Source organism: Rhizobium sp. AQ_MP, assembly GCF_014237835.1.
Lineage (GTDB): Bacteria > Pseudomonadota > Alphaproteobacteria > Rhizobiales > Rhizobiaceae > Allorhizobium.
Map to the genome: position 1 here is coordinate 125,343 of NZ_JACJVI010000004.1, position 14,439 is coordinate 139,781.

At 62.9% G+C, this 14,439-nt stretch carries 14 protein-coding genes; 9 read left to right on the forward strand and 5 right to left on the reverse strand.

What is annotated here, in order from left to right; translation table 11 throughout:
* Positions 1-6 precede the first annotated feature (6 nt).
* Together aroC and ribB are read left to right on the forward strand one after the other, a co-directional pair.
* Positions 7-1,101, forward strand: coding sequence for a chorismate synthase (aroC, locus tag H6M51_RS08610; protein WP_185809474.1), 1,095 nt, complete (start codon positions 7-9; stop codon positions 1,099-1,101).
* Between the two features lie 10 nt (positions 1,102-1,111).
* Complete coding sequence (gene ribB / locus H6M51_RS08615; RefSeq protein WP_185809475.1) at positions 1,112-2,212, forward strand: 3,4-dihydroxy-2-butanone-4-phosphate synthase; 1,101 nt, start codon at positions 1,112-1,114, stop codon at positions 2,210-2,212.
* Between the two features lie 46 nt (positions 2,213-2,258).
* Here the strand turns inward: ribB and H6M51_RS08620 are convergent, their stop codons facing one another.
* Both H6M51_RS08620 and H6M51_RS08625 read right to left on the reverse strand, forming a co-directional pair.
* Positions 2,259-2,957, reverse strand: coding sequence for an RES family NAD+ phosphorylase (locus H6M51_RS08620; RefSeq protein WP_185809476.1), 699 nt, complete (start codon positions 2,955-2,957; stop codon positions 2,259-2,261).
* On the reverse strand, positions 2,958-3,389 hold the full coding sequence (locus H6M51_RS08625) for an antitoxin Xre-like helix-turn-helix domain-containing protein (protein ID WP_348644434.1): 432 nt from the start codon (positions 3,387-3,389) through the stop codon (positions 2,958-2,960). It abuts the gene before it with no gap.
* Positions 3,390-3,581: 192 nt separating this feature from the next.
* Here H6M51_RS08625 and H6M51_RS08630 point away from each other — a divergent pair, with 192 nt between their 5' ends.
* Positions 3,582-4,529: a hypothetical protein gene (locus tag H6M51_RS08630; protein WP_185809477.1), complete on the forward strand. Its 948-nt coding sequence runs from the start codon at positions 3,582-3,584 to the stop codon at positions 4,527-4,529.
* A gap of 3 nt (positions 4,530-4,532) precedes the next feature.
* Here the strand turns inward: H6M51_RS08630 and H6M51_RS08635 are convergent, their stop codons facing one another.
* The 3 genes from H6M51_RS08635 to H6M51_RS08645 form a co-directional block, all read right to left on the reverse strand.
* Positions 4,533-5,237, reverse strand: coding sequence for an AprI/Inh family metalloprotease inhibitor (locus H6M51_RS08635; protein WP_185809478.1), 705 nt, complete (start codon positions 5,235-5,237; stop codon positions 4,533-4,535).
* A 138-nt stretch (positions 5,238-5,375) separates the two neighbouring features.
* The gene (locus H6M51_RS08640) at positions 5,376-5,792 is read right to left on the reverse strand and encodes a GNAT family N-acetyltransferase (RefSeq protein ID WP_185809479.1); all 417 of its coding nucleotides are present in this window, start codon (positions 5,790-5,792) and stop codon (positions 5,376-5,378) included.
* Between the two features lie 33 nt (positions 5,793-5,825).
* Entirely contained in the window at positions 5,826-7,013 is a 1,188-nt protein-coding gene (locus H6M51_RS08645; protein WP_185809480.1) for a winged helix-turn-helix domain-containing protein, read from the reverse strand.
* Positions 7,014-7,198: 185 nt separating this feature from the next.
* On the opposite strand from H6M51_RS08645, the gene H6M51_RS08650 reads away from it, so the two are divergent.
* From H6M51_RS08650 to H6M51_RS08675, 6 genes are all read left to right on the forward strand, one after another.
* A complete protein-coding gene (locus H6M51_RS08650; protein ID WP_185809481.1) occupies positions 7,199-7,879 on the forward strand; it encodes an energy-coupling factor ABC transporter ATP-binding protein in 681 nt (226 codons plus the stop codon).
* On the forward strand, positions 7,873-8,478 hold the full coding sequence (locus tag H6M51_RS08655; RefSeq protein ID WP_185809482.1) for an energy-coupling factor transporter transmembrane protein EcfT: 606 nt from the start codon (positions 7,873-7,875) through the stop codon (positions 8,476-8,478). Before H6M51_RS08650 ends, H6M51_RS08655 begins: the two co-directional genes overlap by 7 nt.
* Before the next feature lie 27 nt (positions 8,479-8,505).
* Complete coding sequence (locus tag H6M51_RS08660) at positions 8,506-9,069, forward strand: biotin transporter BioY (protein ID WP_185809483.1); 564 nt, start codon at positions 8,506-8,508, stop codon at positions 9,067-9,069.
* A gap of 82 nt (positions 9,070-9,151) precedes the next feature.
* Positions 9,152-10,186, forward strand: a complete 1,035-nt coding sequence (locus H6M51_RS08665) for a DUF4424 domain-containing protein (RefSeq protein WP_348644435.1) — start codon at positions 9,152-9,154, stop codon at positions 10,184-10,186.
* A gap of 223 nt (positions 10,187-10,409) precedes the next feature.
* Complete coding sequence (locus tag H6M51_RS08670; protein ID WP_185809484.1) at positions 10,410-12,416, forward strand: methyl-accepting chemotaxis protein; 2,007 nt, start codon at positions 10,410-10,412, stop codon at positions 12,414-12,416.
* A gap of 163 nt (positions 12,417-12,579) precedes the next feature.
* Positions 12,580-14,424, forward strand: coding sequence for a methyl-accepting chemotaxis protein (locus tag H6M51_RS08675; RefSeq protein ID WP_246780451.1), 1,845 nt, complete (start codon positions 12,580-12,582; stop codon positions 14,422-14,424).
* Positions 14,425-14,439 lie beyond the last annotated feature (15 nt).

The following is a 14,439-nucleotide window of genomic DNA, read 5'->3' on the forward strand; positions in this document are numbered from 1 at the left end:
TCACGCATGTCGCACAATACCTTCGGTCACCTTTTCCGCGTCACCACCTGGGGCGAAAGCCACGGGCCAGCGCTCGGCGCGGTCGTTGATGGCTGCCCTCCGGGCGTGCGGTTCCGACAGGAGGACCTGCAGGTCTTCATGGACAAGCGAAAGCCCGGCCAGTCGCGTTTCGTCACCCAGCGACGCGAAGACGACATCGTCAAGGTGCTCTCCGGCGTCATGCCGCAGGAAGACGGCTCGATGATCACCACCGGTACGCCGGTCTCGCTGTTCATCGAGAATACCGACCAGCGCTCCAAGGATTACGGAGAGATCGCCAAGCGCTATCGTCCCGGCCATGCCGACTATACCTATGACCTGAAATACGGGATCCGAGACTATCGTGGCGGCGGGCGCTCGTCCGCCCGCGAGACCGCCGCCCGCGTGGCCGCCGGTGCGCTCGCACGGCTTGCCATGCCCGGTGTCACCATTCGCGGTGCTCTGGTCCAGATCGGCACGCACAAGATCAACCGCGACAACTGGGATTGGGCGCAAGTCGACCAGAACCCGTTCTTCTGCCCGGATGCTTCCATGGTTCCGGTCTTCGAGGACTATCTCGACGGCATCCGCAAGGCGGGTTCCTCGGTCGGTGCGGTTATCGAGGTGATCGCCGAAGGAGTGCCGGCCGGGATCGGCGCGCCTGTTTATGGCAAACTGGATCAAGACATCGCTGCGGGCCTCATGTCGATCAACGCCGTCAAGGGCGTCGAGGTCGGCAACGGTTTTCAGGCGGCAGAGATCACCGGCGAGGAGAATGCCGACGAAATGCGGATCGGGGCGGACGGCAAGCCGGTCTTCCTGTCGAACCATGCCGGCGGCGTCCTCGGTGGCATTTCGACCGGGGAGCCGATCGTCGCGCGCTTCGCCATCAAGCCGACTTCATCGATCCTGACGGAAAAGTGCTCGATCGATGCCGATGGCAACGAGGTGGACGTTCGCACCAAGGGTCGCCACGACCCCTGCGTCGGTATCCGCGCTGTTCCTGTCGGCGAAGCGATGCTCGCCTGCATTCTTCTCGATCATATCCTGAGAGACCGGGGCCAGAACGGCCGGACCAGATGAGGACCTTCCCATGACCTACGATCAGAAACGTGTCGTCGAGGCGATCAGAGCCTTTGAAGCCGGGGAGATCGTGGTCGTCATGGATGACGACGGGCGCGAAAACGAAGGTGATCTGATCGTTGCCGCCGTGCATTGCACGCCGGAAAAGATGGCCTTCATCGTGCGTCATACCTCGGGCATCGTCTGTGCCCCCATGCCGAAGGAAGAGGCCAAGCGCCTCAATCTGTCCGCCATGGTCGCCGACAATGACAGTGCGCATACGACGGCATTCACCGTCTCGGTCGACTTCAAGCATGGTACCAGCACCGGCATCTCGGCGGACGATCGGACGCTGACGGTGCGCAACCTCGCCAACCCGAATGTCGGCGCCAGCGACTTCGTTCGTCCTGGCCATATCTTTCCCTTGGTCGCGCGCGAAGGCGGCGTGCTCATGCGCTCCGGGCACACGGAAGCAGCCGTCGACCTTTGCAACATGGCCGGTCTCCCGCCGATCGGTGTCATTTCCGAACTGGTCAATGATGACGGCACCGTGATGCGCGGGCCGCAGGTCGCAGCCTTCGCCGTCCAGCATGGCCTGAAGCAGGTTTCGGTCGCCGATCTCATCGCCTACCGTCAGCGCAAGGAAACGCTCATCCAGCTTGCCTCCAAGTTCGATATTCAGACACCTTATGGTCCCGCCAAGGCCTACGCGTATTCGCTGCCCTGGGACCCGATGCAGCATCTCGCCGTGGTCTTCGGCGATATCCGCGACGGGGAGGACATCCCGGTGCGCCTGCATCTCGAACATGTGGGCAAGGACGTCTTCGGCACGGATCGCCAGATCGACGCGATCATGAAGCGGATCGCCGACAAGGGGCGTGGCGTCGTCGTCTATCTCCGCGAGGGATCCGTCGGGGTCGGGATTTCGACCACGGCGCGCAGCGGCAAGCATGACCGCGAGGAACACTCAGAAGCCCAGGCCCGCGAAAGCGAGTGGCTGGAAATCGGGCTCGGCGCACAGATCCTGAAGGATCTCGGCGTCACCTCGATCCGCCTCTTCTCCTCGCGCGAGCGCCACTATGTCGGCCTGGAGGGCTTCGGGATCAAGATTTCGGCGACAGAGATCGTCTGAACCCGTTAGGGCCCCTCGTTAGCGACGGGGCGCGGACGCCTGAAGGTCAAGACGCCAACGGCCCTTCGATGACGGGCTCCGGCCCGCCCTTCCATGTGAGCCGCCAGACATCGCCCTGGCGGACAGACTGGACGGCGGCAGGGCGCAGGATGGCAAAGCAGGTGCCGCCTTGCTGGCGGACGGAGGGATAAACAATGCCGTTCAGCCCTGCCCGTCTTGCTTCCAGGGCCAGACGGTTGCCTTCCGGATAGCCGGTCGCCTTGTCCGGCGACAGAGCCGGATGACCGGGCACCGGCCGCAGGTCGAGAAATTCGCCGGAGACACTGCAGAACATTTCCGCATAGTCGGCAACGGCCTCGAACCGACCGGTGCGGGCCAGAAAATCCGTCATGTGGAAGGCGATCTCGGCGAGGCATGTCTTGACGGACAGGGCCGCATACCAGGCGCCGCGCATGTCCCCGTTGAAGCGGTTCGGCTCACGCGGCTTGGCATAGGCGAAGCTGGCATTGATGAAATGCGCGTGCGGCACGTCGTAGACAAGCTCGTTGGCGGCAAGGCCCGAAATGCCGGTCGCCTGCGCCTGCATGCGGCTGGAGGTGGCTGCCTCGATCTCGGCCAGTTCAGCGAGTCCGTCTGCCGTATCCGCAAGGTCGGCCAGCACGGGCCGGCGCAGGCGAGCGGTGGATACCAGCCGCACCGTTTTTGGCTCGGCCAGCGTCGTGACCGGCAATCCGACGAATTCCACCTAGAGGCCCCCGCGCACGGCGTCGAGATAACGGCGAACCTCGAGCATATGCGGGATCCCGCCCTCGATCATGGCGGCGACGGGTGTGCGACGATCAAACAGCGGACCGGTGTTTTCCAGCATGGGCCAGCGATCGGCCATGGCATCGACAAAGAGCAGATGCAGCGCCTTGTAGATGCCGGTGAGCGCAGAAATGCGGGTCATCTGATCTTGGCTCAGCGTCTTCACCACAGTTTCCGGCTTCAGCCGCTCCCAGGTGCTGACCGAGACGCCAAGAAGGGCTGCCGCCTGCTGACTGGTGATATCCCACTTGTCGACGAGGCGACGGAAGGCCTTGAGAGCTGTCGCGGACAGACGCTTGCGCTCGGTCTCGTCCGCAAAACCTTGCGGGACGGCGATCACTGTGGCTTGGCGTTCGGTGGCGTGCAGCACGGCCAATCTCCTTCAAATGACGTTACAAATATATATCACTTGATGGAGTTTACAACCGGAAGCGGCCCTGTCTTTGCCACCATGATGCGATCGGCGCTCTCAGCGCCCGTCGCCTGTTGTGTCCGATGACCTTGCGGGCCCAAAGCGGCGCTCCTAGACTTGCGGCGGGTTTCAGGCTTCGGGGATTTCAGCATGTGGGATTTTTCGATCGGGCGGGCGCTTGCGATCCTGCTCCAGACCTTGCCGTTCGTCGCGCTCCGGATCGTCATCTATTTCGCCATCACGCTGGCCTATGTGCTGGGCACCGGCGGATCCGCCGGGATTGGCTATGGGCTTGGCGGCGTTTTCGGTTCCAGCGAGGATCTCGCCGTCTGGGGCGGGATCATCGGCTTTGGCCTTGTCTCCTTCGCGGTCTACTGGATCCGCGAATGGCTGCTCTACATGGTGAAGGCGGCCCATATCGCCGTGATGGTCGAGATCCACGAGGGGCGGAACCTGATGCCGGATGGCAAGGGGCAGATCGCCCATGGGCGCGCCGTCGTGGAAGCCCGTTTTGCCGAGGCCAACCTGCTCTTCGTGCTCGACCAGCTGATCAAGGGCGTCATCCGCGCGATCACCGGTCTCGTCGGCGGGATCGGCATGATGATCCCCGGGCTGGAGGCGGTTACCCGCTTCATCAACACGGTCATCCGGCTGTCGCTCACCTATGTCGACGAGATCATCCTCGCCCACAACATCCGGACCAACAGCGACAACCCCTGGGAGACAGGGCGACAGGGTCTCGTTCTCTATGCCCAGAACGGCGGACGCATGGTGAAGAACGCGGTGTGGCTTGCGATCTTTCTCTGGCTGCTGACCGCTGCGATCTTCCTGCTCCTGATCGGGCCGGCACTGGGACTGGTCTACGCCTTTCCCGGTGCCGCCAGCGGCTTCGGCATCGCGATCGCCGTGGTCGGGGCGCTGGCGCTCAAGGCAGCGGTGCTTGAACCCTTCGCGATCGCGGCCCTGATGCAGGTCTATTTCCAGACGATCGAAGGGCAGCGACCTGATCCGACCTGGGATGCCAAGCTCGCCTCCGTGTCGCGAAAGTTTCAGGAGTTGAAGGACCGGGCGTTGATGGGCATGCGGGAGGCGATCTGATCCTCAGCAGCGCGTCGAGAAAGCCGAGAAGGTCTGTCCGTCCTGCTCATAGTAACGAAGGATGTAGCCCTTGCTGCCGCCCCGGAGGGGGACCTCGCAGCGCATTTCGGCAGCGGTCTCGAAACAGCCTCCGATCTTGATGCACTGGCCCTTCTGCAACTCCCCGACAATCCCGCTCTTGTAAGTGGGGGCTGCGCGCATGGTCAGCTTGCGAAGGATGCGCACGCTTTCCGGCCCGCGTGGCACACGCAGTTCCGCCTGGGAGGCGCATTGTCCGGTCACCGGACTGAGAATGCAGCCGTTGTGATCGGTGATGCCGGGAAAGGCGGTGGCGGGCGGTCGCGGTGCTGCGACACGCGCGACCACGGCCGTCGAACCATCGGACAACTGCCCGCGCAGGCCACCCGAGGCCGGCGAAAAGCGCCCGAGCGTACCGCCCGTGATATTGTGCAGAAGGAAGCCGTCCGGGGTCGGCTCCCAGCCGTCGAGAAAGCTCATTGCGCCAACGCAGGTGGTCGTTGCGCGAAAACGTCCCTTCCAGTTTTCGAGCGTCAGCGTCAGGCGGCAGGGGCCAAAGATGCTGCCATTGTTGAGGGTCCAGTCGCCGACGAGACTTTGGGGCGAGACAGCAAGGCTCGGCGAACTCGCGGCAAAGCTGCCGATCAGCATCATCAGTCCGAGGACTGTCTTCGTGGTCAATCGTTTCATGGTCCCGTCCCCTCTCGCCTCACATGCGCCCGGCGCTGGACATGAGAAGAGAGCCCGCCACCGCAGCAGGACATGACCGTGGCGCGTTACCGGATCCGCTCCCAGTCCAAACTTTGCCGGTATCGGCGCCGATGCGCGTCAGGTCACGCGGCGTGCCATGCCGACCGAGCGCGGTGCGGTCTCGTCGAAGCCATACTGGGCGTAGAGGCGGTTCGCCGGCACGTCTGCGATCAGGCTGACATAGGCCGTCTTCGGCAAGGTGGCGATGAATTCTGACAGTGCCGCCATGATCCATTTGGCAAGCCCCCTGCCCTGATGGGCCGGCAGGATGGCAATGTCGGTCACCTGGAAGAAGCAGCCGCCATCGCCGATAATGCGGCCCATGCCGACGGTCTCGTCGCCGAGCATCAGGCTGACGCCGAAGATGGAATTGGGCAGCCCCTTCTCCGCAGCTTCCCGGGAAAAGGGCGTCAGGCCCGATTCAAGACGGAGGCGCAGGTAATCGTCGATGTCAGGCACGCGGTGCTCGATGCGGTAGGCGCGGTTGTCGGTCACGTCTTCAGTCTTTCTGATGGATGTTTCTGGTGGTCAGGCGAGCCAACCAGGCTGGAGCTGCACGGCTTCCATGCCGGCGAAGCGGGCGACACGCTGGAGTTCGGCCTCCAGCTTTTCGAGGCGCCCGGCACTGGGCTTCACGCCCGGCTCCAGCCAGAGGCGGCGGACATCGAGAACACCGTCCTTGCGCTCGGCCTTCATGTCGATGCGGCCGATCAGCCGGTCACCTTCGAGCAGCGGAAAGACGTAGTAGCCGTACTGGCGCTTCGGCTCGGGCACGAATACCTCGATGCGATAGAAGAAACCGAAGAGGCGTTCGGTGCGGTTGCGATCGCGGATCAGGGGATCGAAGGGCGAGAGTACGCGGATGCGCGCCGGCGGCTCGGGCACGTCGAGGAGGCTCGAGACCTGGTCGGCGAAAGCAAAAGAGGCGCGCGGCTTGCCGTCGACCGTTTCGAGCTGCAGCTCCTCAAGTTCATCGCGACGGGACATCACCCAGGCCTTGGCCTCCTCGGGGGTGACGATATCGAAGAAGGCCGCGATCTCGCCCGAGGTGGCAAAGCCGAGGCGGGTGAGTGCCGCCCGGCACGCCCAGTCGACAAAGGTCTCGTGTTCGACTTCGGCCGCGTGATGTTCGGCAGGGATGACTCGCTCGGAAAGATCATAGACCTTCTGGAAGCCCTCGCGGCGGGCAATTGAGAGCTTGCCGGTATGCCAGAGGAATTCCAGCGCCGTCTTCGAGGGATGCCAGTTCCACCAGCCGCCGGACTTGTGATCCTCGGCCTTCACGTCGCGGGCCATGACCGGGCCATGGTCGCGGATGCGCGCATAGGTCTCTTCGAAGGCCTGGTCGAAGCCCTCCCCCTGCCATCGGGCCCAGTTCTTGCGGATCCGCTCTTCACGGCGGACGAAGCGATGCTTCCAATAGGGAAAGAAGGCTGAAGGGATGACCGAGGCATCATGCGTCCAGTGCTCGAAGAGCAAGCGATCCTTCTCCAGAAGATGCTGGAGATCCTTCGTTCGATAGGTCTGATTGCGCGAAAAGAGGATCTGGTGATGCGCCCGCTCGACCCACTGGATGCTGTCGACCTGAACGAAGCCCAGATCATGGATCAGGTCGTAAAGCCCCTGACGCCCGAGCGCCTTGGTCGGCGAGCGGGACAGGCCCTGCCGTTCGAGGAAGATTTTTCGCGCAAGCGCGTTGGGCACGAGAATCGACATGCCATTAGGCTAGTGCATGTTCGTGGTTTGTTCAATGGTGGCAAATTCAAGGTTGCAGGTTTCCACCACGGTTCGGCAGAAGACCTTGGCGGTCCCATCCTGATCGGGTGCGATGGAAGACATCTGGCACCGGCCCCATGACCGGTCTATAGGATCAACAATTGCCCGGAGGAGACCCACCCGCCTTGCTCATCCATTTCGACCAGGCCGAATTGCGTTACGGCGACCGTGTGGCGCTCAAAGCCCTCACCCTGTTGCTGGGCGAGCTTCGCATCGGCGTCATCGGACTCAACGGATCGGGCAAGACAAGCTTTGCGCGGCTGATCGCAGGACTTGCCAAGCCGACCTCCGGCACGGTGAGGCTCGACGGTCTCGATACCGTGGCCGACGAAAAGGCGGCGCGGGCGAAGACCGGCTTCATCTTTCAGAACCCCGGACACCAGATCATTCTGCCCATCATCCGCGAGGATGTGGCGCTCGGGCCGAAATCGCGGGGGCTGGCGGCGCCCGAGGTCGAGCGGCTGGTGGACGAGGCCCTCACCCGCTTCGGCATCAGCGATCTGGCGGGTCGGCGACCACATGAGCTCTCCGGCGGTGAACTGCAGCTCGCGGCACTGGCCGCCGTCTGCGTCAACCGGCCCGATGTGGTGATCTTCGATGAGCCGACAAACCAGCTTGATATGAAGAACCGCGCCCGGGTGAAGGCAGCGATCGACGGACTCGGCGAACAGGCTGTTGTCATCAGCCATGACCTGGAGCTTGTCGCGGATTTCGGCCGCGTGCTGGTGTTTCATAAAGGCGCACTTGCCTTCGATGGCGCTGGCCAGGACGCGATCGGCCGCTACCGGGAGATCGCCGGATGCTGACCAGCCTGCATGTCGAAGGCACGAGCCTCCTGCATCGCATCCCAGTCAAGCCAAAGCTCTTCGGCCTGATGGTCTTCGGGCTGCTTCTCTACTTGATCGACCAGCCGGTCATGCTCGGGGCTGCGCTCATCATGACAGCGCTTGTCTATCGTGCGACCGGCATCGGGCTTGCCGAAGGCTTCAGGCGGCTGAAGCCCGTGCTCTTCACCATCGCCTTTCTCGCCGCCGTCAATCTGCTGCTGCTGACACCGCTCGAGGCGCTGGTGACAACGCTTCGGCTTGTCGCGATCCTGTTTCTCGCGGCTGCCGTGACCGCCTCCACTACGGTTGCCGATTTCATGGCGGCCGTCACCGATCTGGCCCGACCGCTGGAAAGGCTGGGACTGTTGAAAGCTGCCGATCTCGGCCTCGCTTTCGGACTGGTACTGCGTTTCGTTCCGGAGATCGCGGCTCGATACGAGGCGCTGAAGGAGGCGCATGCAGCGCGCGGCATTCCGGTGAAGCTGTCGCGTTTGCTCGGTCCGCTGATCATTTCGACGCTGAAGGATGCCGATCGCATTGCAGAGGCAATTGACGCGAGGGGCATTCGGGGTCAGTAACGAGGCGATCTTTTTCGGGGACCTTTCATGACCACCAGAGACATTGTCCTTATCGCCCTGTTCACCGCCATCATCATTGTTCTGGGCTTCATCCCGCCCGTGCCGATCCCGCTCATCCCGGTGCCGATCACGGCCCAGTCGATGGGTGTGATGCTGGCCGGCTGCATCATCGGCGCCAAGCGCAGCGCGCTGGCTTACGCCCTGCTCGTCGTGCTCGTTGCCGTCGGCCTGCCCGTTCTCTCGGGCGGTCGCGGTGGCCTCAACGTGCTGATGGGTCCGACCGGCGGCTATATCTTCGGCTGGATCATCGGTGCCTTCGTCACCGGTTTCCTGGCTGAGAAGCTCGTGCGCGAGGGACAGTCGGCGGCCAAGCAGATGACCGGCTTTTTCATCGCTTCGATCGTCGGCGGCATCGGCGTCGTCTATCTCTGCGGCATGCCGTGGCTGTCGCTCGTCGCCGGCACACCTTTCTCCGCCGTTCTCACGGGTTCGCTCGCCTTCATTCCGGGCGACCTGGTGAAAGCTGCGATCGCGACGCTTGCTGCCCGTGCGGTACTGGTCGGCTATCCGCTGCTTCCGGCCCGCGCATAACACCCAGAAACCGTCGTTCAAGAATCAAAATGCCACCGCTAAGGTGGCATTTTCTGTTTTGGGTTCCTGGGGATATTGAACCGTGACGACATCGACGACGAGACTGCTCTTCGCCTGCGCTTTTCAGGCACTGGCCGCCACTTCCGTGCTGGCAAACGATTCCATGGCGACACTGGGGGCCGGCGGGCTGATCTTCACGCGCAGCGAAGAGATCACCATGGCCAAAGAGGACCTCTACATCTCGCCGGAAAAGGTCGAGGTGAAATATCTCTACCGCAACACCACCGACAAACCAGTCAAGACAATCGTCGCCTTCCCGATGCCGAAGATCGGCGGGCCGGTCGAGATCATGTCTGCGGTTCCTGACGAGCAGAGCGACAACTTCATGGACTTCTCGGTTGTGCAGGATGGCGAAGAGATCGAGGCCAACCTGCAACAGCGGGTGCTGGTGCGCGGGATCGACATGACGGCAGAGGTTGAAGCGCAGGGAGTTCCTCTGCAGCCGCTCTCCAAGGAGACCACGGAAGCGCTCAAGACGCTGGACCCCGAGATTGCCAAGGACTGGCTCGCCAAGGGCCTGATCTACGATCTCAACGGCGGGGCGAACAACAATGGGCAGCCGGTCACGGAATATGTGCCTGTCTGGGAACTCGAATCCATTTTCTGGTGGGAAACGACTTTCCCCGCCAACGCGGATGTTGAGGTCGAGCACCGTTACAAGCCGAGCGTCGGCGGCAGCTCCGGTCTCGTCTTCGCGTTCGATGGCAAACCGTCGGAGGCATATCCCGACTATCAGAAGCGCTATTGCGTCGATCAGGCCTTCGTCGATGCAACCACGAAACTCGAGAGCAAGAACAAGGATCCGGAGGTTTTTTATTTTGAACAGTGGCTCTCCTACATCCTGACCACCGGCAACAACTGGTATGGCCCGATCGGTGACTTCCACCTCACGGTCGACAAACTCCACCCGGAATCGCTCGTCAGCTTCTGCGGCGATAACGTCAAGAAGACCGGTCCCACCACATTCGAGATGCGCGCCAAGGACTACTACCCGATGGACGACCTCAACATCCTGCTGATTGTCACCAACAAGGTGTGGATGCAGGACCAGCAGTAACGGTCTCAAACGGGACCAAATCTTTCCGGCCCGTCAATCGGCCATGATCTGGTAACGGCTTGTAAAACCGTTTCCGACAGGATCGCCAGGATCGACCGATTCCGGTGTCCCCCTGAGCGCCCCATGATGGTGGTGCGAACGCCTCGAACGGATCATGTCACCGCTGCACTGTGACGTCCCCTCCCGGACGTCCTGCCCCTTCGCGCGCCTGAAAGTGACCTTTATGTTCATCAAGAACCTTTCCCTCAGCAAGAAGCTGATCCTCACCTTTTGCACCATCATGGCAGGATGTTTCCTGGCTTCGGTGGTCGTCTTCGTCCAGGCCTATACGGCCAAAACGGCGCTTACCGAGCAGGACCGCGCCCAGCGCATCATCAATCTCGTCGATGCCGCAGCCACAGCCATGGCAGAGCAGGCCGCCAACCAGCGTGGTTATCTTCTGCTCGGCAGCGAGAGCACGCTTTCTGCGGTTACAACGGCGCGCCAGTCGCTCGACGCAGCCCTTGCAGAGGCCCGGCAACTGGCCGCCGGTGATCCGGCCCTCGACGCGCCGCTGCGTGCCATGCGCTCCGTGGCAGATGCCTATGCCTCGACGATCGCCGATCCGCAGATCGCAGCCCGGAAGGGAGGGACTGCATCGATTGCCGAGATCGCCGCGATCGGCCAATCGCAGACAGCCGCAGAACTGGATTCCTTCCGCATGGCTGCGGCCGATATCAAGAGCCGGCTGACAACCGAGGCGGCGGAGACCCGTGCGCGCGTTGAAGCTGCCCACTCTGCACTCGAGATGGCACTCATACTGGGTGCCGCTGTCGCGGGCGTGTTTGCCGTTGCCCTTATCTGGCTGCTGGCCCGCTCCATCGTCACGCCGATCACCGGCATGACCAATGCCATGAGCCGTCTGGCGGCAGGCGACCACGCCATCGACGTGCCGGCCCTCGACCGTGGCGACGAGGTGGGCCGCATGGCGCAAGCGGTGCTGGTGTTCAAGGAAGCAGCCATCGAAAGCGCACGCATGTCCAGCGAACGGCGCGCGCTGCGCGAGGAGGCCGAGGCAGAGCGACAGAAGGCTGAGGCCGAAAAAGCCCGTGAGGCGGAGGAAGTCCGGTTTGCGATGACGGAACTCGCCAAGGGGCTTTCTGCCCTTTCCGACGGGGACGTGGTGTTCCGTCTCCAGCAACCCTTTGCGGCGCATCTCGACAGCCTGCGTGGCAATTTCAACGATTCCCTCGACAAACTGCAGGCCGCCCTGCGGACGGTTGGCGCGAACGCGCATGCCATCCATGCGGGTGCCGCGGAGATCCGCTCTTCTGCCGATGATCTTGCCCGCCGCACCGAACAACAGGCCGCATCCGTGGAGCAAACGGCTGCCGCCGTTGCCGAAGTCACCAAAACCGTGCGGGATACGACCAAGCGCGCCGAAGACGTTGGCCAGCTGGTCGAGAGCACCCGGTCTGGGGCTGAACGATCCGGAGAGGTCGTGCGCAATGCAGTCCAGGCAATGACGGAAATCGAGCAGTCCTCGCAGTCGATCTCCAGCATCATCGGCGTGATCGAAGACATCGCCTTCCAGACCAACCTCCTGGCACTCAACGCCGGTGTCGAGGCCGCACGTGCCGGTGAAGCCGGCAAGGGCTTTGCCGTTGTCGCACAGGAGGTGCGCGAGCTCGCCCAGCGCTCGGCCAATGCCGCCAAGGAAATCAAGGCGCTGATCTCGCGCTCGACAGCACAGGTCGGCAACGGCGTATCCCTGGTGGGCGAAACCGGGACGGAACTCGAAAAGATCGTCAGCGCCGTGCAGGAGATCAGCCACCACGTCAGCGCGATCGTCACCGCGGCGCGCGAACAGTCCACCGGGTTGCAGGAAATCAATCTTGCGGTAACCAGCATGGACCAGGGTACGCAGCAGAATGCCGCCATGGTCGAACAGCAGACGGCGGCTTCCCATACACTCGCGGCGGAAGCGGATTCACTCAACACGCTGCTCGCGCAGTTCCGTCTGGGCCAGGCCAATGCTGCGGCTCCGGCGTCCGCACAGCCGCGTTCGGCAGCCCCCACACGGCCCGCACCCGCCGTTCGTTCTGCAGCACGTCAGCCGGCGGCCGCGTCTGCGACCCATGCTCCCGCACCTTCACCGGCACGGGCCCTTGCCAACAAACTCGGTCGTGCCTTCGGGAAGGGTTCTGCCGCCGCCGTGGAGCCGGTCAAGCAGGACTGGACTGAGTTTTGACATCCGGGGCCGGGCTGCAAAGCCCGGCCTCCTTCGCCGGCATGTTCAACAAGCGCTTAAAAAATCCCCCTCAATTTTAGTAGTTTCTTCCAAAGAATTAACGATTGTCCGCCATCCTGCCGCCATTGACGGGGCCGTGCCAGCGGCCGGGGTAGGGACGAAAATGTTGACATCGTTGAAGAGAATACCGCTCTCGGTGCAGATGGTGCTCGGGATCGGGATCGCGGTTGCCGCCATTCAGGCTGGCACTGCAGCCTATGAAATTTCTGCCGAACGGCTGAGCCTCACCGACAAGGCAGCGAAGCGCGGCGATGCAGCCCTCGACATGCTCGAGTCGGTGCATACGCAGGCCATGCTCAACCGCAAGGCGGTCGGCGAGGACGATCCCGCGATCGAAACGCTCGACGGCACCATGGAGCAATTCTCCAATGCCGGCGGCAGCGTGAAGATCTGGCTGGTGATGGGCCCGAAGGTCATCGACTTCCAGAAGGCCCAGGGCGAAACCGAGTTCGAGAGCCCGCGCGACACGCTCGACCAGCAGACGATCGACACGCTGCAGAAGCTGAACAGCCTCGACGGCGAAACCTTCCGCATGACACGCCCCGTCGTGCTTGGACAGGGCAGCGCCTCTGGCGAGAAGTGCGCCGCCTGCCATACGGCACAGATGAACATCAAACCGGGCGAAGTGATCGGCGTCTACAGCGCCGAGGTCGACCTGGCACCCGAACTCGCAGCCTGGCGCGCCAATGTCTGGACACGGGTCTGGATCGGCACCGGCGCCATCGGACTGATGATCGCGCTTGTCATCGCCATGCTGCGACTGACGGCCATCAACCCGCTCCGCAACTTGACCAAGGCGACGGAACGGCTCGCCGGCGGCCATCTTGACGTCGAGATCGACAATCGCGACCGCAGCGACGAACTCGGGATCATGGCTCGCGCGCTCGAAGTCTTCCGGGACAATCTGCGCCGCAACAAAGCCCTCGAGGACGAAGCCGAGCAGGCACGACAAAAAGCGGAGGCGCACCGCCTTGAGGTGGAGCGTCGCGCCGAGGAAGAGGCTGCAGAGCGACTGCGTGTGGCGACGGCCGGGCTTGCAGGCGGCTTGCGACGGCTGGCCTCCGGGGATCTCGCCTTCCAGATCGACCAGCCGTTTGCGGAGAACTTCGAGGCCCTGCGGCGCGACTTCAATTCATCGGTGCGAGAGCTTGCGGCCACGATGGAAACGATCAGACAGGCATCGGGAACGATCGATGGTGGTAGCGCGACCATTGCCGATGGCGCACGGGAACTGGCTCGCCGCACCGAAAGCCAGGCGGCTTCGCTCGAACAGACTGCCGCCTCCCTCAAGGAGATCAACACGACCGTCGCCGCCGCCAACCAGCGCGTCGCCGAAGCGCAATCCGTTGCCAAGCGGGCAAACGACAGCGCTCTCAACTCGGGCAAGGTGGTGACAGAGGCGGAAGAGGCCATGCACCGTATTGAAGAGAGCGCGCAGCAGATTTCCAACATCATCGGCGTCATCGACGAGATCGCCTTCCAGACCAATCTTCTGGCACTCAACGCCGGTGTCGAGGCCGCCCGCGCCGGTGAGGCCGGCAAGGGTTTTGCAGTGGTGGCTCAGGAGGTCCGCGAGCTTGCCCAGCGTTCGGCAAACGCTGCAAAGGAGATCAAGACTTTGATACAGAACTCGACCTCGCAAGTGGAGAGCGGCGTGCGCCTGGTGCATGGTACCGGCGAGACACTGCTGGAGATCGGCGGACTGATCCAAAAGATGAACGAGCATATGGATGCGATCGCCGACTTCACCCGCGACCAGGCCAGCAATCTGCGCGACATCGGGGGCGCGGTCGACACGCTCGACACCGTCACTCAGCAGAATGCCCAGGTGTCCGAGCAGTCGAGCAATGAAGCGAACAAGCTTGCCGCAGAAGCCGGGTCGCTCAGCCAGATGATCCAGCGCTTCAAGCTGCCAACGGATCAAGGCACCTACCGAAGCGCCGCCTGAGACCGACAAAAGAAC

Bases quoted from the DNA above. Each gene is read 5' to 3' on its own strand.
- H6M51_RS08670 (WP_185809484.1), top strand. From the start codon at position 10,410: ATGTTCATCAAGAACCTTTCCCTCAGCAAGAAGCTGATCCTCACCTTT.
- H6M51_RS08655 (WP_185809482.1), top strand. From the start codon at position 7,873: ATGCTGACCAGCCTGCATGTCGAAGGCACGAGCCTCCTGCATCGCATC.
- H6M51_RS08635 (WP_185809478.1), bottom strand. From the start codon at position 5,237: ATGAAACGATTGACCACGAAGACAGTCCTCGGACTGATGATGCTGATC.
- H6M51_RS08645 (WP_185809480.1), bottom strand. From the start codon at position 7,013: ATGTCGATTCTCGTGCCCAACGCGCTTGCGCGAAAAATCTTCCTCGAA.
- H6M51_RS08630 (WP_185809477.1), top strand. From the start codon at position 3,582: ATGTGGGATTTTTCGATCGGGCGGGCGCTTGCGATCCTGCTCCAGACC.
- aroC (WP_185809474.1), top strand. From the start codon at position 7: ATGTCGCACAATACCTTCGGTCACCTTTTCCGCGTCACCACCTGGGGC.
- H6M51_RS08660 (WP_185809483.1), top strand. From the start codon at position 8,506: ATGACCACCAGAGACATTGTCCTTATCGCCCTGTTCACCGCCATCATC.
- ribB (WP_185809475.1), top strand. From the start codon at position 1,112: ATGACCTACGATCAGAAACGTGTCGTCGAGGCGATCAGAGCCTTTGAA.
- H6M51_RS08675 (WP_246780451.1), top strand. From the start codon at position 12,580: ATGTTGACATCGTTGAAGAGAATACCGCTCTCGGTGCAGATGGTGCTC.